A 21450-nucleotide genomic window follows, 5' to 3' on the forward strand; every position below is an offset into this window, starting at 1 on the left:
GCATTCCAATCGGCCCCTGGGTACGCCACAGGGCGGCCTCGCACACGCCGTAGCGAGCACCCCCGTGGTTCGCCACGGCGTATGCGAGGCCGCCCTGGATACGCCGTCAGCCGACCGGAACCGCCGGGGAGTCCGGCGCGTTCAGCCCGAGTTCGGCCCGGCACTCGGCTGAGCCGGCCGGGTCGAAGAGGGGGATGCGGTCCGCGGGCACGATGCCGGGGAGGAGGAAGTTCCAGAGGTCGATGACCCGGGTGTGCAGGTCGTCGCGGCCGGTGCGGACGTGGGAGGTGACCTGGATTCCGGTGAACGAGCCGACGAGGAGCGTCGAGAGGTCGTACAGGTCGAGGAAGGGGAAGACGTCGCCACGGTCCTGGGCCGGCTTCAGGCAGCCGTGGCAGGTGTCGATCCACGCGTTGTAGGGCGTCGGGTCCGGGTTGGTGAAGGAACCGAACTCGATGACCAGGCGGATGCCGGCGCGGATGCGGACGTTGGCGCGCAGGCCGTACGCCATCTGGTGCGTCAGGTCGATGACCGTCTGCAGGCCCGGGTCCTCGATGGCCGGGACACCCGCGGAGACCTGGAACTGTTCGTCCATCAGGGTGCGGGCGAGGGCTTCCTTGGACTGGAAGTGGAAGTACAGGGCCCCCTTGGTCACTCCGGCGTGCTTGACCACGTCGCTGAGGCTGGCACCGCCGAAGCCGAAGCTGTCGAAGGCGATTGCCGCGCCGTCGAGGATCGCCTGCCGCGTGATTTCGGCACGTTCCTGCCGGGCCCTTGCCATGTGGGGGTTCTCCTGCCGCTGGTGCCGTGCCGCTGCCGCGTGCCGCTGCCGTGTGGGGGATGGGGTCGTCGGTGGTTCAAGGATCAATCTAGTGGGACGGAGGGAAAGAAAACCAGTCGACAAGTACTTTTTCGTTGACGGCGTTAACGCCGTTAACGGTCTGCCGGGCCGGGCGCCGAGCCGACTGGGGCGTTAACGGCGTTAAGAGTCTGGCCGGGAGGGCGTGGGGGGCGTCAGGCCGGGGGGCGTTAACGCCGTTAACGGCGTTAACGGTCGGCCGGGCTGGGATGGGGGTCGGCCAGCAGAAGCGTTAACGGCGTTAAGGGTCCGGCCGGGAGGGGGCCGGGCGTTAACGGCGTTAACGGTCGGCCGCGGGCGCCCCTAGCATGCGGGGATGAGTGATCTTGGGGAGTGGGCGCAGGCGTTCCGGGTGGATGTGGCCGAGCGGGAGCTAGAGGATCTGGCCGAGCGGCTGGACCGGGTGCGCTGGCCCGATGAACTGCCGGGGGTCGGGCGGGCGTACGGGATGCCGCTCGGGGAGATGCGGGAGCTCGCGCGGTACTGGCGGGACGAGTACGACTGGCGGGCGGCCGAAGCACGGTTGAACGAGTGGCCGCAGTACACCACGGTCATCGACGGGGCCCGGGTGCACTTCGCGCACGTCCGCTCGCCCGAGGCCGGTGCCACGCCGCTGTTGATGACCCACGGCTGGCCCGGGTCGTTCGTGGAGTTCCAGAGGGTGGCCGGGCCGCTGACCGATCCCCGGGCCCACGGCGGGGATCCCGCGGACGCCTTCCACCTGGTGCTGCCGCACATCCCGGGCTTCGGTCTGTCCGGGCCGACCCGGGAGAGCGGCTGGGAGTTCAAGCGGACCGCTCGGGCCTTCGCGGTCCTGATGGAGCGGCTCGGGTACGCGGCGTACGGGGTGCAGGGCGGCGACTGGGGGGCGGCCGTTTCGCGGGAGCTCGGGAGGATCCGGCCGGGGAACGTGCTCGGGGTGCACCTGAACCTGCTGCCCGGGGGAGGGGCGACCGAGGAGCCGCGGGCCGAGGAGCTGGCCGGGCTGAGCGCGGCCGAGCGGGAGCGGACGCTGGCCTCGTGGGAGAGGTACCGGGTCTGGGCGCGGGACCGGCAGGGGTACGCCGACATCCAGGCGACCCGGCCGCAGACCCTCGCGTACGGGCTGAACGACTCGCCGGTCGGGCTGCTCGCCTGGATCGGGGAGAAGTTCGCCGAATGGAGCGATCCCGGGTGTCCGATCGACCGGGACCAGATGCTGACCAATGTGATGCTGTACTGGCTGACCGGGACGGCGGGGTCTGCCGCGCGCATCTACTACGAGCGCGCGCACGCCGACTACCACGGACGGCCGCCCGAGGTGTCGGCCACGCCGACCGCGCTGGCCGACTTCCCGCGGGACAACTTCATCCCGCTGCGGCACGTCGCCGCGCGCACCGATGCGGTCGTGCGCTGGACCTCGTACGACCGGGGCGGGCACTTCCCCGCGATGGAGGTGCCGGAGCTGCTGGTCGGGGACGTCCGGGCGTTCTTCCGGCAGCTGAGGTCCGGTCTCTGAAATGTCGTGCGGGCGCCGCCGTGTGGCTGTGAGTTCCACGTGGAGAACGCCGGCACGCGGACCTGTTGCGCGAGGCGATCGACGGGGTGACGGGGGAGTGGGCGCGGCTCATGCGGAATGCGCGGTGCCGGCGGCGTCCAGGGCGGTGAGGGCCACCGGCCACGGGAAGTGGGCCGGGGCGTCGGGGCCGGCCGGGCCGGGGACGAAGCCGCCCTCGCCGTAGAGGACGGTGACGCCGGCACCGCGCAGGGTGGCGAGGGACTGGTCGAACTGCGGGTGGGCGGCGAGGGCCGCGTTCGCGCAGGGCATGGTCACCACAGGGGTGCCCTTTCCGATGGCCTCGGCGGCGACGCCGACGGCGAAGCGGTCGGTGAGACCGAGGGCCCAGGCGTTGAGGGAGTTGAAGGTGGCCGGGGCGAACAGCAGTGCGTCGGCCGCGGGCCACACGTCGGGCTCGCCGGGGAGCTTGTACTGCCAGCGCACGGGGTGCCCGGTCAGGGCGGCCAGGCCGTCGAGGCTTCCGGCGAGCCAGTGCGCGGCGGTCGGGGTGAGGCCGAGACAGACGTCCCAGCCGCGGGCCTGGGCGTCCTCGATCACATGGGCCACGTCGAAGACGGGCGGGGCGGCGGAGCAGAGCAGGTAGAGCGTTCTCGTGGGGGTCATACCGACATGTGATCACATTGCTTGATCTCTGCCCTAGTTGAGGTGGAGTGATCGGCTGGATGTGAGTGATCGGGTTTCATCGCCTCGGCCGCGAGGAACCCGGTCACGATGGCGTTGAAGGCCCCGGGGCGGTCGAGGTGGACGTCGTGAGCGGCGCCCGGTACGCAGACCGCCGTCGTGGGCGGGCCCGGCGGGGTCAGCATGCGCTGCGACTCTTCCGGTCGGATGATCCCCTTCTCGCCGAACACGAGCAGGGTCGGGCACGCGACCCGCTGCCACTCGGGCCACCAGTCGCGGGTGGTGTTCTCCGTGATGGCGGCGACCATGACGTCCCGTTCGAAGCGGGGGTACCAGCCGTCCGCGCGTTGTTCCAGCCCGGCCGCCCAGGCCTCACTGCCGAGGAACGCACGTGCGGCGTCGAGGGTGGGGAACGGGAGCGGCCAGGAGTCGAGCATGGCTCCGATCTCGTCCGGGGTGGCGGGGTCGGCGGCCGCCGCGCCCGCCTCGACGAGGACGAGGGCGCGGACCAGGTCCGGGTGGGCGGCCGCGGTGAGCAGGGCGGTGTGGCCGCCGAGGGACTGGCCGATCAGGACCGGCCGATCCAGGCCCAGTTGTGCGGTGACGGCGAGGACGTCGGCGACGTGGGCCGCGCGGGAGACGTCCGCCGGGCGGCGTTCGCTCGCTCCGTGGCCGCGCTGGTCCACTGCCACCACCCGGTGGTGCGGGGAGAGGTGCCCGGCGGTCGCATCCCATTCGCCGGCGTGTCCCGCAAGGCCGTGCAGGAGGACGACCGGGACGCCGGTGCCGCCCCAGTCCCGGCAGGAGAGGCGGACGCCGTCCCGCGGGCTGGTGACGATGCGTTCGGTCCAGGTCGTGGTCATCGGGACATCTTCCAGGATTTTCCGGTGGTGGGCGATGAGTTTCGGTCGGGAGCGCAGTCCTACCCTGTGACCGCGCAACACGACGCATCCACCGACAGGAGCACCGCAGACATGAGCGAGCCGGTGAAGGGCCCCGCCAGCTACTTCCCTTCGATCGAGAAGAAGTACGGACGCCCCGTGGCGGAATGGAAGGACCTGATCCGGTCCTCACCGCTCAGCAAGCACATGGAGCTCGTCTCCTGGCTCAAGGCCGAGCACGGGCTGGGGCACGGCCACGCCAACGCCCTCGTGGCGCACACCCTCGCCGAGGACGCGGGCCGGGCCTGACGGCTCGCGGCCTGACGGCTCGCGGCCGGCGGGTGGGCCCGAGCCGGCGGCCGGACCGGCGGGCGGACCGGCGGGCGGACCGGCGGGCGGACCGGCGGGCCGGCGTGGACGTACGCGTATGCGGCTGAGCTTTTCGGCGATGTTCCGTCTCGCCGGCAAGGGCTTGACTGAAGCCATGACACAGACACCGCAGGCATCGCAGACACAGACCCTCGTCATCGGGGGCAACGGCAAGACCGGGCGCCGCGTCGCACAGAAGCTCCGGCTCCGGGGTCTCCCGGTGCGGATCGGTTCGCGCACCGGAGCCCCCGCCTTCGACTGGAACGCCCCGGGCACCTGGGGGCCGGCACTGGAAGGCGTCGACCGGGTGTACGTGACCTACTACCCCGACCTGGGCTTCCCGGGGGCCGCCGAACAGATCGGCGCGTTCTCCGAGGCGGCCGTCGCCGCCGGGGCGCGCCGTCTGGTCCTGCTGTCCGGGCGGGGCGAGGAGGCCGCGCAGCGCGCCGAGGAGGCTCTGAAGGCGTCCGGCGCCGACTGGACGGTCGTCAGGGCCAGCTGGTTCGCCCAGAACTTCGACGAGGGCTTCTTCCTGGAGTCCGTACGGGCCGGGGAGATCGCCCTGCCGACCGCGGACGCGGTGGAGGCCTTCGTCGACACCGACGACGTCGCCGACGTGGCGGTGGCCGCACTGACCGAGGACCGGCACATCGGCAGGACGTACGAGCTGTCCGGGCCGCGGCTGATCAGCTTCACCGACGTCGCCGCCGAACTGTCGAAGGCGACCGGGCGCGCGATCACGTACGTGCCCGTCTCGAACGAGGAGTACCGTGCGGTGCTCCGCGAGAACGGCCTTCCGCAGGAGTTCGCCGACCTGTTCACGCTGATCCTGGACGGGCGCAACGCCCACCTCGTGCACGGGGTGGAGGAGGCTCTCGGACGGGGGCCCAGGGACTTCGCCGACTACGCCCGCGAGGCGGCGGCCACCGGTGTCTGGGACGTCTGAACTCCTGCCGCGGGGCGGGACGCCGGGGGAGGATGGGCCCATGGACACGCTGACCGGCCTCCTCGAAGGCCCCAAGGCCCGGGGCGCCTTCCTCCTCAAGTCCGTCTTCAACCCGCCCTGGGCGGTACGGATCGAGGACCGGGCCCCGCTGTCGGTGGTCACGATGGTGCACGGGACCGGCTGGCTGCTCCCCGACGGGGGCACACCGGTGCTGATCGGCCCCGGGGACGTGGCCGTCGTACGGGGGCCCGAGCCGTACACGGTGGCGGACGCGCCCGGGACACCGGTCCAGATCACGGTGGACCCCGAGCAGCGGTGCAGCACGCCGGGGGGCGAGGACGTCAGTGAGTCGATGGCACTGGGCGTGCGGACCTGGGGCGCGGAGCACCAGGACGCCGGGTCGGCGGTGATGCTGAGCGGTACGTACATGGCGCCGAGCGAGATCGGCCGCCGGCTGCTGGCCGCGCTGCCGACGATCCTGGTCCGGCCGGCGGCGGCCGCGGACGCCACGCTGATCGGACTGCTCGGCTCGGAGATCTCCCGGGACGAGCCCGGCCAGGAGCTCGTCCTGGACCGGTTGTTGGACCTGCTGCTGATCGGCGTGCTGCGCACCTGGCTCGCGGACCCCGGCTCGGGGGCCCCGGGCTGGTACCGGGCGCAGGGCGATCCCGTGGTCGGCCGGGCGCTGCGGCTGCTGCACGAGAACCCGGCGCACGGCTGGACGGTGGAGGAGCTCGCGCACAAGGCCGGGGTTTCCCGGGCCTCGCTGGCGCGGCGGTTCACGGACCTGGTCGGGGAACCGCCGATGGCGTACCTGACGGGGTGGCGCCTGGCCCTGGCGGCCGACCTGCTGCGGGAGCCGGACGCCACGGTCGCGACGGTGGCCCGGCGGGTGGGCTACGGCTCGGCGTTCGCGCTGTCGACGGCGTTCAAAAGGGTGCGCGGGATGAGCCCGCAGGAGTTCCGTACGGGGGCCGCGGCCGTGACCACCGGTCCGGTGGCTGCGGGGCCCTCGCGCACGGTAGTCCTGCCGGATGACGGGGCCTAGTCGGCCCGGAGGTCCAGGACGGCGACGGTCTGGCCGCCGCTGAGCTCGCCGGTGAGGCGGAAGCCGAGGCCCAGGTAGAACGGCTCGGGGGTGCCGGGGCCGCGCTCCCAGGTGACGTACACGCGCTCGGTGCCGCGGCTGCGGAGCTCGGCGGTGAGGGCCTGGACCGCGAAGCGGCCGTAGCCCTTGGCCTGGTGGTCGGCGGAGACGTTCAGGCGCCAGATGCCCGAGCGGATGTCGGAGGGGTCCCGCTCCGGGTCCCAGGCGATGTCGACGAAGGCCATGACGAAGCCGACGACCTGGTCGCCGTCGACGACGGCGCGCGGCCAGGCGGTGTCCCCGTGGACGTAGGCCTCGGCGAGGGACTTGACCACGGGGGAGACGAGACGGGCCTGGTCGGGGCGTACCTGTACGGCGCACACCGCGTCGAAGTTGGCTGCGGTGACCGGCTCCAGGCGGAGGGCGGAGGTGCTCATGGCCGCACCCTACCGGGGGCGCGTCCCGCCCGGGCAAGGGGATTGACGGCCGGCCGGACGGCTGGTCAGGCGGATGACAGAGGGATGACCGGAGGAGCGTTTCATGCACGGGAACACAGCCGGCGGGAGCCGGATCGCGACCGCCCTTCTCACGGTGTCGGCCGTGCTCATGGGTCTGATGGCGGGGCTGTTCTTCGCCTTCGACGTCTCGGTGATGCCGGGGCTGGCCCGGGGCGACGAGCGGACGTACGTCACCGCGATGCAGAACATCAACGCGGTCATCGACGGGAACGGGCTGTTCGGCACCGTCTTCGTGGCGGCCCTGCTCGCCACCGCCGCCTCGGCGGCGGTGGAGTTCCGCGCGGGCCGGCGCGGGGTGGCGCCGTGGGCGGGGGCGGCGGCCGCGCTGTACCTCGTCGTCCTGGTGATCACCTTCACCGTGAACATCCCGCTGAACAACGAACTCGCGGACGCGGGCGACGCGGCGGGGCTGACCGACTTCTCGATCGTGGAGAAGTTCAAGGGGACGTGGGTGACCACGAACATCATCCGCACGCTGCTCTGTACGGCGGCCCTGACGGCCCTCTCGCGGGCGCTGGTGCTCCACGGGCGGGCCGCCGCCACCCGGTGACGTCCAGCGCGTCCGGTGCCGCCACGGCCAGCGCGACGACCGGGGCGTCCGGTGACGTCCGGGGCCTCAGAGGTGGCCGTTCAGGACCAGGGCCCAGGCCAGGCAGCCGAGGGCGACCGTGCACAGCAGCGTCCGCAGACGGTTGGCCGGCACCCAGCGCGACTCGAAGGCCCGGCGGACGGCGGCCGGATCGGCGATGTCCTCGACGGGGCCGGCCTGCTCCAGGGCGTTGTTGAGCGGGATGTTGACCCCGCCCGTGACGCCGAGCTGTAGGACGTACGCGACCAGCGCCACGACGAGCGGCACCGCCACGGCGCCCCCGCTGGAGGCGAGGTGCAGGGCCAGCGCGAGGCCGGTGAACAGCAGGGCGCCGAGGAAGCCGGTCAGGAACCAGCCGTTGACGATGGCGAGGTTGACGCGCTGCATCACCCGGATCAGCGTCCGGTCGTCCGAGCGCCGCAGCGCCGGCATCACCGACACGTCGAAGGCGAAGAACAGGCCGGCCATCAGGCCCGTCGTGACCGTCGCCGCGATGAGTGAGACGAGTCTTGCGATGTCCACGTCCGTTGCTCCCCTGCTGGTCGTCCGGTGGTCGTCCGGTGGTCGTTCGCCGGTCGGTCCGCTGATCGTCCTGCCGCGGTCATACCCCGCGGAGGGATTTTTGTCCGCAGGGCAGAAGCCTTGCCCAGAGCGGTGCTGCGCACGATAGCCTCCGAAAAGGGCCGTGATCCGGAAAAAACTTTCCGAAAATGCACGTACGAGAGGCGCTCCGCTCGGAAGCGACCGGTACTCGCGGACCTGCAGGCACCATGCACCTGCCGTCGTCTACGCACCGCGCACTCCCTGGAGGGACATCCGTGAAGGACTCGAAGGACAGGCTGGAAGCACTGCGGGCCGAGATCGAGCGCCGCAACCCCGCACAGCCGGAGTTCCACCAGGCGGTGCGGGAGGTGCTGGAGAGCCTGGCGACCGTCTTCACCGCCCGGCCGGAGTACGCGGACCCGGCGGTCGCGCTGGTGGAGCGGCTCACCGAGCCGGAGCGGCAGATCCTGTTCCGGGTGCCGTGGCAGGACGACCGCGGTCGCGTCCACGTCAACCGCGGCTACCGCGTCGAGTTCAACAGCGCGCTAGGCCCGTACAAGGGCGGCCTGCGCTTCCACCCGTCGGTCGACATCGGCGTGGTGAAGTTCCTGGGCTTCGAGCAGATCTTCAAGAACGCCCTGACGGGGCTGGGGATCGGCGGCGGCAAGGGCGGCAGCGACTTCGACCCGCACGGCCGCTCCGACGCCGAGGTCATGCGGTTCTGCCAGTCCTTCATGACCGAGCTGCACCGCCACATCGGCGAGCACACCGACGTGCCCGCGGGTGACATCGGCGTGGGCGGCCGCGAGATCGGCTTCCTCTTCGGCCAGTACCGGCGCATCACCAACCGCTGGGAGGCCGGAGTCCTGACCGGCAAGGGCCAGAACTGGGGCGGCTCCGCGATCCGTCCCCAGGCCACCGGCTACGGCAGCGTCCTGTTCGCCGCGGAAATGCTGCACGTGCGCGGCGAGTCCCTCGACGGCCTGACCGCGGTCGTCTCCGGCTCCGGCAACGTCGCCCTCTACACGATCGAGAAGCTCCAGCAGCTCGGCGCGAACCCGCTGACCTGTTCCGACTCCCAGGGCTACGTCGTCGACGACAAGGGCATCGACCTCGCGCTGCTGAAGCAGATCAAGGAGGTCGAGCGCGGCCGCGTCAGCGAGTACGCGGAGCGGCGCGGCGCCTCGGCACGGTACGTGCCCGGCGGCCGGGTCTGGGAGGTCCCCGCGGACGTGGCCTTCCCCTCCGCCACCCAGAACGAACTCGACGTGCAGGACGCCCGCACGCTCATCGCGAACGGCGTCAAGGCGGTCTCCGAGGGCGCCAACATGCCGACCACTCCCGAGGCCGTGCGCATCCTCCAGGAGGCCGGGGTCGCCTTCGGGCCCGGCAAGGCCGCCAACGCGGGCGGAGTCGCCGTCAGCGCCCTGGAGATGAGCCAGAACGCCGGCCGGGTGGCCTGGAGCGCGGAGCGCGTCGAGGACGAGCTCGCCGCCATCATGCGCTCGATCCACGCCGTCGCGTACGAGACCGCCGAACGGTACGGGGCCCCGGGCGACTACGTGACCGGCGCCAACATCGCCGGTTTCGAGCGGGTCGCCGACGCGATGCTCGCGCAGGGCGTCATCTGACCGACGCGCTGTCGGGGCGACGGGCCGGTGGGCTGTCGGGCTGACGGGCTGACGGGGCGATCGGCCTGACCGGCGTGACCGGCCTGACCCGGCCGGCCGGCCGTCGGGGCGTGCGGGGTCCGGGGCTGTGGCTCCGGGACCCGCACGGCTCCGCCGGGGCCGTAGCCTGGGCCCCGACCTGGCCGGATGACCACCGAGGGGGACGAGACCGTGCTGACGGCATTGGACGGGGTGTACGGGGACCGCAAGGACGCGATCGAGGTCGCGGGGCGGACCGCCTCCTACGAGGACCTGCTGGGGGCGGCCCGCGCTGTGGCCGCCGACGTGGCCGGGGCGAAGGCGTTCGCGATGACCGCCACGGCCTCCCTGGAGACCGTCGCCGCCGTGGTCGGTGGGCTGCTGGCCGGGGTGCCGTTCGTACCGCTGCCGCCGGATGCCGGGCCCGCCGAGCGCGAACACGTCCTGCGGGACTCCGGGGCGCAGCTCGTGGACGTGGACTTTGCCCGGCGCTCCGACCGGACCGGGCCCGCCGCGGCGCCCGAGGACCCGGCGCTCGTGCTGTACACCTCCGGGACGACGGGGGCGCCCAAGGGCGTGGTGCTGACCGCCGCGGCGCTCGCCGCCGACCTGGACGCGCTCGCCGGGGCCTGGCAGTGGAGCGCCGAGGACACACTGGTGCACGGCCTGCCCCTGTTCCACGTGCACGGGCTCGTGCTCGGCGTGCTCGGCGCCCTGCGCACCGGAAGCCGCCTCGTCCACACCGGACGGCCCACGCCCGAGGCGTACGCGGCAGCGGGCGGGAGCCTGTACTTCGGGGTGCCGACCGTGTGGTCCCGCATCGCCCGGGAGCCGGCGGCCGCGGGCGCACTGTCCGGGGCCCGGCTGCTGGTCTCGGGCAGCGCCGCGCTGCCCGCGCCCGTCTTCCGGGACCTGGAACGGCTGACCGGGCTGCGGCCCGTGGAGCGGTACGGGATGACGGAAACGCTGATCACGATCAGCGGCCGTGCGGGCGGCGAGGTCCGGCCCGGGACGGTCGGGACCCCGCTGCCCGGCATCCGGACCCGGATCGCCGCCGAGCCGGGCGCCGAGATCGGGGAACTCCAGCTGACCGGCCCGACGTTGTTCGCGGGGTACCTGGGCCAGCCGGATGCCACGGCGGCCGCGTACACCGAGGACGGGTGGTTCCGTACGGGCGACATCGCGGCCGTCGATCCCGCGGACGGGGTCCACCGGATCGTGGGCCGCGCCTCCATCGACATGATCAAGTCGGGCGGGTACCGGATCGGCGCCGGGGAGATCGAGAACGCACTGCTGGACCACCCCGCGGTCAGCGAGGCGGCCGTGGTGGGGGTCCCGGACGCGGACCTGGGGCAGCGGATCGTCGCGTTCGTCGTCGCGGAGGGCGTCACGGGCGCCGAACTCACGGACTTCGTCGCGGCGAACCTGTCGGTGCACAAGCGGCCGCGGGAAGTGCGGTTCGTCTCCGCGGTGCCGCGGAACGCGATGGGCAAGCCGCAGAAGAAGCGGCTGTTGGAGCAGTACGGGGCCTGAGCCCGGCCCCGGAGCGCCCGTGCGGCGCCGGCACCGTTGCGGGGGTGCTGCCCCGAACCCTCCACCGGCTACCGCTGGGCGTCCACCCGGCGCCCCGAACGCCGGGGGGAGGGGGCTGGATCTGCCCGGTGGCGTTCAGTCGCCGGTGGGGTGCGGGTGGGGTCCTGGTGGAGGCGGGGTTCAGGGGGCCTTGAGGGGGCTCGCGAGGCGCAGCGACTGGCGCGGAGCGACTGAGCGACGCTTCGGTCGCTTCGGTCGCTGGAAGAAAAGGGCAGGTCAGAGGGGTCGTTCAGAGGGAACAGCGACTGAAGCGACTCAAGGTCCGGGTATATGGAGACATTGGCGTGCGTGCGCGTGTGCGCGTGTGCGCGTCATATATGGGGGTCTTGAGTCGCTTCAGTCGCTGTTTGTGCTTGCGCAGGCCTGTGACCTGGTGTTCTGTGAGCTACTCAACGAGCGACCGAACGACGCCGAGTCGCTGTCCCTTCAGTCGCTCGGTCGCTGGTGCCTTCGCCGGGACCTTCGCCGGGACCTTGGGCGGATACGTACATCCGTTCTGGCTCGTACGCCTCTCCTCTCCCGGTGGTTTCGCTAATCTGTTGTTGGGCGTTGAGTCGCTTCAGTCGCTGATGGGGGAAGTGAATGGCAGCTGAGCTGCGGGTTTCGCGCAGCGACCCAAGGCGGTCACAGCCTCTGGCGACTGCCGAGTGGTGCGCGCGCCAGGGGTGGCCGGTTCACCCCCTTGCGCCGGGCCGCAAGACGCCCGTCGGCAACTGCGACGCGTGCCGCGCTCCGGGCCATGACCGGGGCGCGTGCGACTGTCTGCGGGCGGGCCGCTGGTGCCACGGGTTCCACGCCGCCACGCTCGACTCCGAGCGGATCCGCCAGTGGTGGGGTGCCCGTCCCGATCTCGGGGTCGGCGTCGCCACCGGCCCCGCAGGCCTCGTCGTGATCGACATTGACGCGCACGCGCGCGAACTGCCCGGCCGCGAACGGCTGCTGCCCGGCGTCGGGATAGCCGACACCGTCGACCTGACCGGGCTGGCCAACGGATTCCACACCCTGGGCGTGCTGGCCGCCTTACGCGGTGCCACGAGCCCGGCGGACGACGAGACGACCCTGCGCGTGCGCACCCCCTCCGGCGGCCTGCACGTCTGGTACCGCAACGGCGGCGGCCGGCGCTGGCAGTGCTCCGCCGGATCGGGGAGCGGCCGGGCCCTCGCCTGGCAGGTCGACGTACGGGCGCACGGCGGCTACATCGTGGCCCCGGGGACCGTCACCCCCGCCGGGGTCTACCGCCCCCTGGGAGCCGTACGGATGCCCGCGCCGCTGCCGGGCTGGCTCGCCCGCGAACTGGAGCGCACCGGGCACCTGCCCGCCGCGGCCGCTCCCGGGCCCCGGCCCGTGCCGCCCCGGGCCCGGCAGGCCGTCATCGCGGCCGGAGGGGGACGCGGGTCCTCGGACAGGGTCCTCGCCGGAGTGCTGGCCGAGGTGGCCGACTGCGGCCTCGTACCCGAAGGGGCCGCGTTCTCCGAGAAGTTGAACCGCGCCGCCTACACCGCCGGGGGACTCGTCGCCGCGGGCCACGTCACCGAGGCCCAGGCCCTGCGGGCCCTGGAGGACGCGGCCGGCCGGGCCAGGCCCGGGCAGGAGCGCCGTTGCCGCGCCATCATCCGCAGCGGGCTGAGTGCGGGCCTGGCGCGTCCCCTGGCCCTCCGAGGCCGCGGGTGAGCGTGGAGAACGACAGCATGCTGGCCGGCTTCGACGTGCAGGCCGTCGCGGCCCAGATCCTCGCGCAGCCCGTTCCGGCGCCGCGGGGCTCGGGGGAGTGCCTGGGCTCAGAGGAGGGCCTGGAGTCCGAGCAGGGCCTGGAGTCCGAGCAGGGCCTGGAGTCCGTCGAACGCTCCACAGGCCGGGAGACGGCCGTACAGGGCCCCTCAACCGTCCTGACGGCGGCCGGCGGTGAGGCGACGGCGGACGGTGGGGCGAGAGCGGACGGTGAGGCGAGAGCGGACGGTGAGGCGACGGCGGACGGGCTGCTGCCCGACACCCTCACCGACCGCGGCAACGCCAAGCTGTTCGTCAAGCTGTACCGCAACGACTACCGGAACGTTCCCGGCATCGGCTGGTACCGCTGGGACGGCACGCGCTGGCAGATCGACGAGGACGACACCGTCATGTGGTCCGCGGGCGACCTCGCGGAATCCATCGCCGGCACGGACCCCCGGGGCGTCCACACCACGGCCGCACTCCAGCAGCACCGCCGCCGCACCCTCAGCACCAGCGGGATGAACGCCATGCTCACCCAGGCGAAGTCCGCCCCGGGCATGGTGCTCAACGCGGCGCGCCTGGACGCCGACCCGTACGCGCTGTGCACACCCGCCGGGGTCGTGGACCTGCGGACCGGGCGCGTCCGCCCCGCCGAGCCGACGAAGGACTTCCACTCCCGCTCCACCTCGGCGGCGCCGCAGCCGATGCCCACGCCGCGCTGGAACCGCTTCCTCACCGACACCTTCGGGGAGGGGACGGAGGGCGCTGAGATGATCGACTTCCTCCAGCTGCTGCTCGGCTACTCCGTCACCGGGGACGTCGGCGCCCAGGTCATGCCGTTCCTGTTCGGCTCCGGGAAGAACGGCAAGTCCGTGCTCCTGGACGTCCTGATGAAGCTGCTCGGGGACTACGCCGACGCGGCGCCCCCCGGGTTCCTCATGTCACGGCCGTACGAGGGGCACCCGACCGACCTCGCCGAACTGCACGGCCGCCGCGTCATCGTGTGCAGCGAGGTCAAACCGGGCGACCGCTTCGACGAGGCCCGCGTCAAACTGCTCACCGGCGGCGACCGCATCAAGGCGCGCCGGATGCGGCAGGACTTCTTCAGCTTCGAGCCGACCCACAAGATGTGGCTGCTGGGCAACCACCGGCCCGAGGTGGGCACCGGCGGGTTCGCGTTCTGGCGGCGCATGCGGCTGATCCCGTTCGAGCGGGTCGTCTCCGACGACCGCAAGATCGACAACCTGGCCGACGTCCTCGTCACCCAGGAGGGCCCGGGCATCCTCAACTGGCTGATCGACGGGGCCCGTCGCTACCTGAGCGGCGACCGCGACCTCACGGGCCCCGAGCGGGTCCGCATCGCGACCACGGCGTACGCGGAGACCGAGGACCACACCGGGCGTTTCATCGGCGAGACCTGCCGCCTGGAAGCCGATCTGAGGGCCGAACAAGCGCAGCTCTACGCGGCCTACAGGGGCTGGTGCCAGAATGAAGGGGCTCCGGCGATATCGTCCCGGGCCTTCGCGGCACGCGTCCGCGAGTCGGTGGGACTTGCCTCGCCGAAGGAAATGATCCTGTCCAACCAGCGCAAGTACTACCCGGGCATCGGCCTGCTCGCGGACGAGGAGACAGCATGAGCGCCCTCATCGCAGAAGACGAGATCATCCACGAGGTGGACCTCGTCTGGCTGGAGGACATCAGCCGGCTCGACTACGTCCGCCAGAGCCTGGACCGGCTGCCGACCCGGCGCGGCCGGCCCGCGTACCACCGCGACGGGCGGATGGTCGGGTACGCGCTGCTGGGGCCGAAGGCCAAACCGTCACGCTCCTCGGGCACGTTCCGGCGGCGGGTGTTCTGGCTGCTCCCGCACGACCGGGACACCGCCCCCGACGGGCTGTACGCGACGGGGGCGCCGGCCGAGGCCGTGGACGCCCGGACGCTGGCACCGGGCAACAAGGGGCGCAAGACGGAGCGTTCGGAGGGCGGCCCCATGTCGTCGGCGCTCCGCGGCCTCCTGCCGTAGCCCTGCGGGTGGCTCCGCCGTTGCCAGGGCGTTGCTCTGGCGTAGCTCTGGCGTGGTGCCCCGTCGGGGCTCTCGCGGTGGCCTCGTGCCGAGCCTGGGGCGGTGGCCTTGTGCGGGTCGGGCCGCGCCTCTTGCCGTGCCTCTTGCCGTGCCTTGTGCGGTGGCCTTGGGCGGTGGGGTCGTTGCCGAGCCGCGTGCGGCGGTCTCCTGCGGCGGTCTCCTGCGGTGGTCTCGTGCCGCGCCTCCGACGGCCGCGGCAGGGCCCCTCAACGGGTCCCCGCCTCAACCGGTCCCCGTCGGCAGCTGGCCCGGCGCGGCGCGGCCCGTGGGCTTCTGCGGGGATGCGTCCAGTGCCCCTCACGGCCTCGGCACGGACCGCCCGCCCGGAGTGGTCGGCGGCCCGCCGGGCCCCGAGGGGTGCCCGGCCCTGCCCGGCGCAGGCCACGGCCCCGGCACAGGGCCCACCGATGGCTGTGGGTTCACACCCTGCTGCACAGCTGCGCGTGGACTCGGAGCAGGCGGCAGCTCGCTTCGGTGCCCGGCCGGGGGCGCCCGGGCCGCGCCGGGAGCCGGGGGCAGCCCCCGCACAGGCTCCCGAGTGGCTGCGCGGACAGTCGTCTGCCTGCAGCGCTGCACCCGCCCGGTGGCCTCGGAACGGCTGGTGGCCCGACACCGTGCCGGGTGCCGAGACGTGGCTCTGTCCGGCGCCGGGCACGGCCGCGGCACAGACTTCTGGTGGCTGTGGCCCCATTACGCCGTCGCGCCGCTGCCCGTGGCCCCGGCGTGGCCGGCCGCCCTTGGGGCCCGAACAGGGTGCCCGCCCCTGCCCGGCGCCGGGCAGGGCCCCGCAGCCCCCGGTGGCTGCGGGGCCATTACCCCGCTGCAGCATTGCGCGTGACCGGATGCCCGCCGGGAGTCCGGCTGGGGCGTCAGGCGCCGGGCCCGGCCCGCCCAGACTCCCAGGCCGCTGTGGGCCATCAACCTGCTGCGCCGTGCCTTTGGCGCGGCCGGCTGCCCGCCGGGAGTGTCCGGCCGGAGCGCTCGGCGCCGAGGCGCACCCCGCCTGGTGCCGGGGGCGGCCCCGGCCCGGACTCCCGGATGGTCGTGGGGCCACTCCCGCTGCCCAGCCCGTGCCCCGGGCGCGGGTGGCCGCGCGGTCTCGCCCAGCGGCTCCGCCACGGCGGAACCGCGTCCGGCCGCGCCCTACGCCGGGACCCGCGCAGACCTTCGGGTGGCGCGGGTCCACCCCACGGCACCGCTTTGTATGGCCTCGCCGGGCGCCCGGTGAGGGCGCAGCCTCACGCGGTCCCGCCGCAGCCCCGCTGGCTCCGCGTGCGGCTTTGCACGAAGCCTCCCCGCGGGCTGCGGGGCGACCCTCGTGCTGCACCGCTGTTGTGGCCCGGGCCTGGCCGGTCACCTGCCGGGTGTCCCTCCCTGTCGGGTGGCGGATGCCCGGCACGCCCTCCCCGGGTGGCTGCGGGTCCATCGGCCTGCTGCACCGCTGTCTGTGGCCTCGGCGCGGCCGGTCACGTCGGGTGTCCGGCCCTCTCCGGTGTCGGGCACCCGGTACAGACTGCCCCGTGGACGAGGTCCATCAGCCTGCTGCACTGCTGCACTGGCTGTCTGTGGCCTGGGCGTGACCGGCTACCTGCCCTGTCCGGTGGCGGGCGACCGGTACGGCCTGGGTGGCGCCACAGTCCATCACCCCGCTGCCGCGCGTGGACTCGGAGCGGACGGCTGCCCGCTCGGCGCCCGGCCGGGGGCGCCCAGCCGGGCCGGGGGTCGGGGGCAGCCCCCTGCCCAGAGTCCCGGGTGGCTGCGGGGCCTTCGGCCCGCTGTAGCGCTGTGCCGACTGGGGCGTCAGCGGCCACTGGAGGTCGGCGCAGAGCCTCCCGTGGCCGATGACCACCATTCCGTCGTACCGCTGCCGGTACGGCCGCAGCCGTGGCCGCCGTCCTCGCTTGGACCGCGACCGCAGAGGGTGGCCTCGGCGTGGTGGGGGCCGGAGCCCTCGGGGACGCGGTTCGCGTCATCCGGCTTGCCGGGTGCCGGAGTTGATCGGGTCAGCCATGGAAAAGAAACGGGACACCCGGTATATTTCTGTGTCGTACGGAGTCGGGCCAATGGGGGAGGCGCCGCTGTGCAGCGGGAGCGTCGTATGCGGGTGCAGGTGGCGGTGGTCGGCGGGGGGCCCGTCGGCATGTTGGTGGCGGCCGAGTTGGCCGCGTACGGGGTCGACACGGTGGTCCTCGAATCCCGGGCCGGGGTGTCCGACCGGCCCAAGGCGACCACGCTGCACGCCCGGGCCGTGCAGTGCCTGGCCCGCCGCGGGCATCTGCCGGAGCCGGCGGCCCCGTACGGGCGCGCCCGCGCCGGGGGCAGCCCCTTCCACTTCGCCGGGCTGCCCGGCCTGGTCATCACGGCTCCCGACACCGAGCCGGAGCCGATCCTCAAATGCCCCCAGGCGCAGCTGGAGCGGCAGTTCGAGGCCCGGGCCGCCGCGGCCGGTGCGCGGATCCTGCGTGAGCACCGGGTCACCGCGCTGGTCAGGGAGCCGGACGGGGTGCGGATCGAGGCGGAGGGGCCGCACGGGCGCGTCGTCTGCACCGCCGGGTACGTGGTGGGGGCCGACGGTGCGCGCAGCACCGTCCGCGAGCAGGCGGGCATCGGCTCCGAGACCCACCCGGCCACGGTCTCCGCGCTGATGGGCGCCGTCACGCTGCCGGAGCCGGACGCGCTGCCCGCGGGCTGGCACCAGACCCCGCGCGGCTGGATCGTCGCCAGGCGGGACCCGGACGGGAGGACGCACCTGCGCACGCTCAACTGCGCCGGGGCCCACGCAGACCGGCACGCTCCGCCCACGCTGGAGGAACTGCGCCGGGAGGTGTCCTGGATCGCCGGGCGCGAGATCGCGATGGAGGAGCCGCGCTGGCTCGGCAGGTTCAGTGATTTCACCCGGCTGGCCACGGCCTTCCGGGCGGGACGGGTGTTCCTGGTGGGGGACTCGGCGCACGTCCATTTCCCGATCGGCGGGCAGGGGCTGAGCACCGGCGTGCTGGACGCCCTCAACCTGGCCTGGAAGCTGGCGCTCGCGGCGCACGGGCAGGCGGGCCCGGGCCTGCTCGACACGTACGACGCGGAGCGCAGGCCCGTCGCCCGGCGGGTCATCGAGAACACGCGGGCCCAGCTCGCCCTGATGCGGCCGGGGCCCGAGCTCGACGCCCTGCGCGGGGTGTTCAGCGGGCTGTTGGCGCAGGACGCGGCCCGGGGACACCTCGGCGGCCTGATCAGCGCGCAGGACACGGTGCTGCCGGAGCACACCGGCGGGCACTGCGCCGGCCCAGGTGCAGGAACGTTTCTGCACAATGCCCTGCTGACCACCTCGACCGGCGACGCCGATGTGATCGGGCTGCTCCGGGCCGGCCGGCCGCTGCTGCTGCTCCTCGGGGAGAAGGGCGAGCGCCACCGCGAGGAGGCCCGGGCCTGGGACGGGATCCTGCGCGTGGTGCGGGCCCGGCCCACCCCCGAAGTGCCGTACGAGGCGCTGCTGGTGCGGCCCGACGGCTATATCGCCTGGACGCCGGGCGGTACCGGTCTGGCCGCCGCGCTGTCGGTGTACTTCGCCGTGGGCGCCCGCGCGGTGCGCCCGTGACGGAGCCCGGCTCAGCCGACGGCGGCCGCCAGTTCCAGCTCGTCCGCGGCCTTGCGTGCCTCGGCGTAGACCGCGGCCCCGCGGGCCTCGGTCAGGTCGAGCGAAGCCAGGACGGAGGGCACGGCGATGCTGGGCAGCAGGTGGCGCATCAGGGCGGAGGCCCTGGCCGCCAGGTCGCGGTAGTCGCAGATCGCCTGGGACATGGACTGGACGCCCGCGAACGTACCCACCACGACGTCGGCGGTCTCGACCGGTACGACGTGCGGCAGCAGTTCGCCCTGTTCCTGGGCCCTGCGGAGCGTCAGGGTGGTGACCTCGGCCCAGCGCAGGAACGGGCCGCTGCGGTCCAGGCCCTGGGCCAGCTGGTCCATGGTCAGCCGGACGCCGGCGCGCACCATGGGGTCCGTCTGCAGGCGGTAGGCGTGGAGCATCACCATGTCCACGATCTCCTGCACCTTGGACGCCCGCTCTGGGACCATGATCCGCTGGTCCTGCTCCGCGAGGACTCCCTGGGCCAGGTCGTCCTTCGACTGGAAGTGGAAGTACAGGGCTCCCTTGGTCACACCGGCTTCGCTGAGGATCTGGGAGATGGTGGCGGCTTGGTAGCCGTGTTCCTCGAAGATCTTGGCCGCTGCCGTAAGGATCGCCTGCCGTGTGCGGATGGCCCGGACTTGCTCAGCCACGCTGCCTCCTCCCTTCCCTGGTGATGGGGCTCAGTAAAAAACCGCCCAGTTCGTATCTTACAGCGGGTGACGGTCATCGGCTGATGTGCCGGACGAAAAATGTCAGGTCAGAGAGGGAAAATCATGATTCTGGTCACCGGTGGCACGGGGACGGTAGGGCGTGAAGTGGTCCGTCGCATCCCTGCTGACCTGCGCGTTCGCATGATGTGCAGGAATCCGGAACGAGTTGTGGAGGCATCGGCGAGGTATGAGGCCGTATACGGCGACTACCGGGATCCGCAGTCGCTCGTACACGCCCTGCGCGGGGTGCGCACGGCCTTCCTGGTGACCACGGGGGTCGGAGGGGATGAGGATGCGGTCTTCATTCAGACCGCGCGGTCGGCCGGCGTGCGGCACGTCGTGAAGCTCTCCGCCGCCGCCGTCGAGGACCCCGGGGCGAACGACCTGATCACCCGCTGGCAGCGGCGCAACGAGGAACTGCTGCGCTGCTCCGGGATGGAATGGACGCTGCTGCGCCCGCGGTCGTTCATGTCCAACACCCTGTCCTGGGCGTCCTCCCTGCGCTCGGACGACGTGGTGCGGGCCCTGTGCGGGTCTTCGGCCAACGCCTGCGTCGATCCCCGGGACATCGCGGACGTGGCGGTACGGGCCCTCACCGGGGACGGGCACGCGGGCCGGGCCTACACGCTGACCGGGCCGGAGGCCATCACCGCAGCCGAGCAGACTGCCCAGCTCGGACGACTGCTGGGCCGTCCGCTCCGTTTCGAGGAACTGGAACCGGAGCAGGCGCGCACCGCACTGCAGGCACGCCATCCGCACGACGTCGTCGAGGCGCTCCTGGACAGCGCGCAGCGCCAGCGTGCGGGGGCGAAGGCGCGGGTGGACCCGGCGGTGCCCGCGCTGCTCGGACGGCCCGCGGGATCCTTCCGCGCATGGGCGGGGGAACACCTGGGCGCCTTCCGGTGAGGTCGTGCCGGCACCTCCCTGCCCCTGCTGGGTACCGGCCCCTGCGGCCGCTTCCGGCCCTCCGGCGCGGTCGGGCCTTCCGGCGCAGGCTGGGTACCGGCCCTTGCAGCCGCTTCCGGCCTGCCGGTGCGGTCGGCCCCCAACAGCGCGGTCGGGCCTTCCCGGTGCGGCCGGTCAGAGGTCGTACGAGGCCGCGGTCACGATGGAGCTGAACACCCGGCTGCCGTTCTGGTGCCCGGTCACCCGGACGGCCTTGCGGTTCTCGGGGACCGCTCCCGCGGGGAGCTCGTGCGCCTCGATCATGCAGGGGGCGTCGAGTTCGGCGTACAGGTCGAACGTGCTGTCCATGCCGAGCGGCAGGAAGGCGAAACGTTCCAGCAGGGCCGAGGTGGCCTGTCGGGCGGCCTCCAGCAGCACCATGCCCGGGATGTGGTCGACGGGGTGGTCGAAGAGCACGGGGTGGCGCGTGTCAGCCCGCAGGAACCAGCGGTCCGACTGCTCCGTGGGGGACAGGACCACGTCCATGGGGGATATGCGTCCGACGCTCTGCGGAGCGGCCGGGGCGGTGAGGGGCAGCCGACGCTGCTCACCGCTCAGCGGGCGGTCCCCGCGCAGCCGTTGGTAGACCGCCGGCGCGATGCAGGTGTACGAGGCGGCCGCGGTCGCCGCCAGCCGGCCGTCCCGGCGCAGGGCGGCCTCGTAACGCAGTCCCACCAGGCGGCCGCCGCGCCGTTTGACTTCGGTGCAGGTGACGTCGATGTCGATGGAGGCGGGCGCACCGCCCATTTCGAGCTGCTCGTGCTGCACCGTGATGGAGAGGTCCTTCATCAGGAACTGGTGCCCGAAGGGGACGCCGAACTCCGCGTGCCCGAGCAGGGCGCCGACCTGGCGGAAGGTCTCGACGGCCATCAGAGGATCGTGATGGGTGCCGTGGACCGGGGTGAAGAAGCTGTGGCCGCGGGGCCACTGGGCGGTCACCGTGAAGTGGGTGTCGTCCCGGCGCTCCCAGTCGGTGAGCATGACCTCGGCGACGGCGGCTCGGTGCACTAATTCCTTGGGGACGGTGGTGGTCCACGTGGACGGGGCCCCGGGTCTCGGCGCCACCCCGGTGGCCCGTCTCGTCATTTCTCCGTCGAACCCGGTTCGTTCAACTTGAAACGTGCTCGCAGACATTGCTCCCCCTGGGCTCCGCTGGCGAGAAGG

General features: G+C 73.0%; 19 protein-coding genes. 12 read left to right on the plus strand and 7 right to left on the minus strand.

All coding sequences use genetic code 11. From position 1 onward, the window contains the following. Positions 1 to 106: 106 nt before the first annotated feature. Positions 107 to 781, minus strand: a complete 675-nt coding sequence (locus ACIPK4_RS26000; RefSeq protein ID WP_402316432.1) for a ScbR family autoregulator-binding transcription factor — start codon at positions 779 to 781, stop codon at positions 107 to 109. 394 nt (positions 782 to 1175) lie between these two features. On the opposite strand from ACIPK4_RS26000, the gene ACIPK4_RS26005 reads away from it, so the two are divergent. Continuing rightward, a complete protein-coding gene (locus ACIPK4_RS26005; RefSeq protein ID WP_402316435.1) occupies positions 1176 to 2357 on the plus strand; it encodes an epoxide hydrolase family protein in 1182 nt (393 codons plus the stop codon). Positions 2358 to 2465: 108 nt separating this feature from the next. On the opposite strand, the gene ACIPK4_RS26010 is transcribed toward ACIPK4_RS26005, so the two are convergent. Next, positions 2466 to 3020 (minus strand): flavoprotein, encoded by a 555-nt coding sequence (locus ACIPK4_RS26010; RefSeq protein ID WP_402316438.1) that lies wholly within the window; start codon positions 3018 to 3020, stop codon positions 2466 to 2468. Beyond that, a complete protein-coding gene (locus ACIPK4_RS26015; protein ID WP_402316440.1) occupies positions 3017 to 3901 on the minus strand; it encodes an alpha/beta fold hydrolase in 885 nt (294 codons plus the stop codon). Before ACIPK4_RS26015 ends, ACIPK4_RS26010 begins: the two co-directional genes overlap by 4 nt. A 111-nt stretch (positions 3902 to 4012) precedes the next feature. Here ACIPK4_RS26015 and ACIPK4_RS26020 point away from each other — a divergent pair, with 111 nt between their 5' ends. The 3 genes from ACIPK4_RS26020 (at position 4013) to ACIPK4_RS26030 (ending at position 6282) form a co-directional block, all read left to right on the plus strand. Further along, the gene (locus ACIPK4_RS26020; RefSeq protein WP_054223428.1) at positions 4013 to 4228 is read left to right on the plus strand and encodes a DUF4287 domain-containing protein; all 216 of its coding nucleotides are present in this window, start codon (positions 4013 to 4015) and stop codon (positions 4226 to 4228) included. Positions 4229 to 4403: 175 nt separating this feature from the next. Beyond that, a complete protein-coding gene (locus ACIPK4_RS26025; RefSeq protein ID WP_402316444.1) occupies positions 4404 to 5234 on the plus strand; it encodes an NAD(P)H-binding protein in 831 nt (276 codons plus the stop codon). Positions 5235 to 5274: 40 nt separating this feature from the next. After that, positions 5275 to 6282 (plus strand): AraC family transcriptional regulator, encoded by a 1008-nt coding sequence (locus tag ACIPK4_RS26030; protein ID WP_402316447.1) that lies wholly within the window; start codon positions 5275 to 5277, stop codon positions 6280 to 6282. On the opposite strand, the gene ACIPK4_RS26035 is transcribed toward ACIPK4_RS26030, so the two are convergent. Then, complete coding sequence (locus ACIPK4_RS26035; RefSeq protein WP_402316449.1) at positions 6279 to 6758, minus strand: GNAT family N-acetyltransferase; 480 nt, start codon at positions 6756 to 6758, stop codon at positions 6279 to 6281. The genes ACIPK4_RS26030 and ACIPK4_RS26035 overlap by 4 nt on opposite strands. A gap of 103 nt (positions 6759 to 6861) precedes the next feature. Between ACIPK4_RS26035 and ACIPK4_RS26040 the strand changes: the two genes are divergently transcribed. Next, the gene (locus ACIPK4_RS26040) at positions 6862 to 7389 is read left to right on the plus strand and encodes a DUF1772 domain-containing protein (RefSeq protein WP_402316451.1); all 528 of its coding nucleotides are present in this window, start codon (positions 6862 to 6864) and stop codon (positions 7387 to 7389) included. Positions 7390 to 7455: 66 nt separating this feature from the next. Here the strand turns inward: ACIPK4_RS26040 and ACIPK4_RS26045 are convergent, their stop codons facing one another. Then, positions 7456 to 7950, minus strand: coding sequence for a DUF1772 domain-containing protein (locus ACIPK4_RS26045; protein ID WP_402316453.1), 495 nt, complete (start codon positions 7948 to 7950; stop codon positions 7456 to 7458). Between the two features lie 248 nt (positions 7951 to 8198). Between ACIPK4_RS26045 and gdhA the strand changes: the two genes are divergently transcribed. The 6 genes from gdhA (at position 8199) to ACIPK4_RS26075 (ending at position 18598) form a co-directional block, all read left to right on the plus strand. Next, positions 8199 to 9602, plus strand: coding sequence for an NADP-specific glutamate dehydrogenase (gene gdhA, locus ACIPK4_RS26050; protein ID WP_402316456.1), 1404 nt, complete (start codon positions 8199 to 8201; stop codon positions 9600 to 9602). 186 nt (positions 9603 to 9788) lie between these two features. Next, positions 9789 to 11153, plus strand: a complete 1365-nt coding sequence (locus ACIPK4_RS26055) for an AMP-binding protein (protein WP_402316459.1) — start codon at positions 9789 to 9791, stop codon at positions 11151 to 11153. A gap of 642 nt (positions 11154 to 11795) precedes the next feature. Further along, positions 11796 to 12884, plus strand: coding sequence for a bifunctional DNA primase/polymerase (locus tag ACIPK4_RS26060; RefSeq protein WP_402316462.1), 1089 nt, complete (start codon positions 11796 to 11798; stop codon positions 12882 to 12884). A gap of 2 nt (positions 12885 to 12886) precedes the next feature. Continuing rightward, complete coding sequence (locus tag ACIPK4_RS26065) at positions 12887 to 14560, plus strand: phage/plasmid primase, P4 family (RefSeq protein ID WP_402316465.1); 1674 nt, start codon at positions 12887 to 12889, stop codon at positions 14558 to 14560. Then, positions 14557 to 14946 (plus strand): DUF6009 family protein, encoded by a 390-nt coding sequence (locus ACIPK4_RS26070; RefSeq protein ID WP_402316466.1) that lies wholly within the window; start codon positions 14557 to 14559, stop codon positions 14944 to 14946. The genes ACIPK4_RS26065 and ACIPK4_RS26070 overlap by 4 nt, the downstream gene beginning before the upstream one ends. A gap of 2158 nt (positions 14947 to 17104) precedes the next feature. Further along, positions 17105 to 18598, plus strand: coding sequence for an FAD-dependent monooxygenase (locus ACIPK4_RS26075; RefSeq protein ID WP_402316469.1), 1494 nt, complete (start codon positions 17105 to 17107; stop codon positions 18596 to 18598). An 11-nt stretch (positions 18599 to 18609) separates the two neighbouring features. Here the strand turns inward: ACIPK4_RS26075 and ACIPK4_RS26080 are convergent, their stop codons facing one another. Next, a complete protein-coding gene (locus ACIPK4_RS26080) occupies positions 18610 to 19281 on the minus strand; it encodes a ScbR family autoregulator-binding transcription factor (RefSeq protein ID WP_402316472.1) in 672 nt (223 codons plus the stop codon). Between the two features lie 123 nt (positions 19282 to 19404). Here ACIPK4_RS26080 and ACIPK4_RS26085 point away from each other — a divergent pair, with 123 nt between their 5' ends. After that, complete coding sequence (locus ACIPK4_RS26085; protein WP_402316474.1) at positions 19405 to 20247, plus strand: NAD(P)H-binding protein; 843 nt, start codon at positions 19405 to 19407, stop codon at positions 20245 to 20247. 174 nt (positions 20248 to 20421) lie between these two features. On the opposite strand, the gene ACIPK4_RS26090 is transcribed toward ACIPK4_RS26085, so the two are convergent. Continuing rightward, positions 20422 to 21372: a ScbA/BarX family gamma-butyrolactone biosynthesis protein gene (locus tag ACIPK4_RS26090; protein WP_402316477.1), complete on the minus strand. Its 951-nt coding sequence runs from the start codon at positions 21370 to 21372 to the stop codon at positions 20422 to 20424. Positions 21373 to 21450: the final 78 nt, after the last annotated feature.

It is taken from the genome of Streptomyces sp. NPDC086989 (assembly GCF_044745505.1).
GTDB lineage: Bacteria > Actinomycetota > Actinomycetes > Streptomycetales > Streptomycetaceae > Streptomyces.

What these genes read in the sequence shown, in the direction of transcription:
- ACIPK4_RS26000 (WP_402316432.1), bottom strand. Translation starts at nt 781, where the DNA reads ATGGCAAGGGCCCGGCAGGAACGTGCCGAAATCACGCGGCAGGCGATC.
- ACIPK4_RS26005 (WP_402316435.1), top strand. Translation starts at nt 1,176, where the DNA reads ATGAGTGATCTTGGGGAGTGGGCGCAGGCGTTCCGGGTGGATGTGGCC.
- ACIPK4_RS26010 (WP_402316438.1), bottom strand. Translation starts at nt 3,020, where the DNA reads ATGACCCCCACGAGAACGCTCTACCTGCTCTGCTCCGCCGCCCCGCCC.
- ACIPK4_RS26015 (WP_402316440.1), bottom strand. Translation starts at nt 3,901, where the DNA reads ATGACCACGACCTGGACCGAACGCATCGTCACCAGCCCGCGGGACGGC.
- ACIPK4_RS26020 (WP_054223428.1), top strand. Translation starts at nt 4,013, where the DNA reads ATGAGCGAGCCGGTGAAGGGCCCCGCCAGCTACTTCCCTTCGATCGAG.
- ACIPK4_RS26025 (WP_402316444.1), top strand. Translation starts at nt 4,404, where the DNA reads ATGACACAGACACCGCAGGCATCGCAGACACAGACCCTCGTCATCGGG.
- ACIPK4_RS26030 (WP_402316447.1), top strand. Translation starts at nt 5,275, where the DNA reads ATGGACACGCTGACCGGCCTCCTCGAAGGCCCCAAGGCCCGGGGCGCC.
- ACIPK4_RS26035 (WP_402316449.1), bottom strand. Translation starts at nt 6,758, where the DNA reads ATGAGCACCTCCGCCCTCCGCCTGGAGCCGGTCACCGCAGCCAACTTC.
- ACIPK4_RS26040 (WP_402316451.1), top strand. Translation starts at nt 6,862, where the DNA reads ATGCACGGGAACACAGCCGGCGGGAGCCGGATCGCGACCGCCCTTCTC.
- gdhA (WP_402316456.1), top strand. Translation starts at nt 8,199, where the DNA reads ATGCACCTGCCGTCGTCTACGCACCGCGCACTCCCTGGAGGGACATCC.
- ACIPK4_RS26055 (WP_402316459.1), top strand. Translation starts at nt 9,789, where the DNA reads ATGACCACCGAGGGGGACGAGACCGTGCTGACGGCATTGGACGGGGTG.
- ACIPK4_RS26060 (WP_402316462.1), top strand. Translation starts at nt 11,796, where the DNA reads ATGGCAGCTGAGCTGCGGGTTTCGCGCAGCGACCCAAGGCGGTCACAG.
- ACIPK4_RS26070 (WP_402316466.1), top strand. Translation starts at nt 14,557, where the DNA reads ATGAGCGCCCTCATCGCAGAAGACGAGATCATCCACGAGGTGGACCTC.
- ACIPK4_RS26075 (WP_402316469.1), top strand. Translation starts at nt 17,105, where the DNA reads ATGCGGGTGCAGGTGGCGGTGGTCGGCGGGGGGCCCGTCGGCATGTTG.
- ACIPK4_RS26085 (WP_402316474.1), top strand. Translation starts at nt 19,405, where the DNA reads ATGATTCTGGTCACCGGTGGCACGGGGACGGTAGGGCGTGAAGTGGTC.
- ACIPK4_RS26090 (WP_402316477.1), bottom strand. Translation starts at nt 21,372, where the DNA reads ATGACGAGACGGGCCACCGGGGTGGCGCCGAGACCCGGGGCCCCGTCC.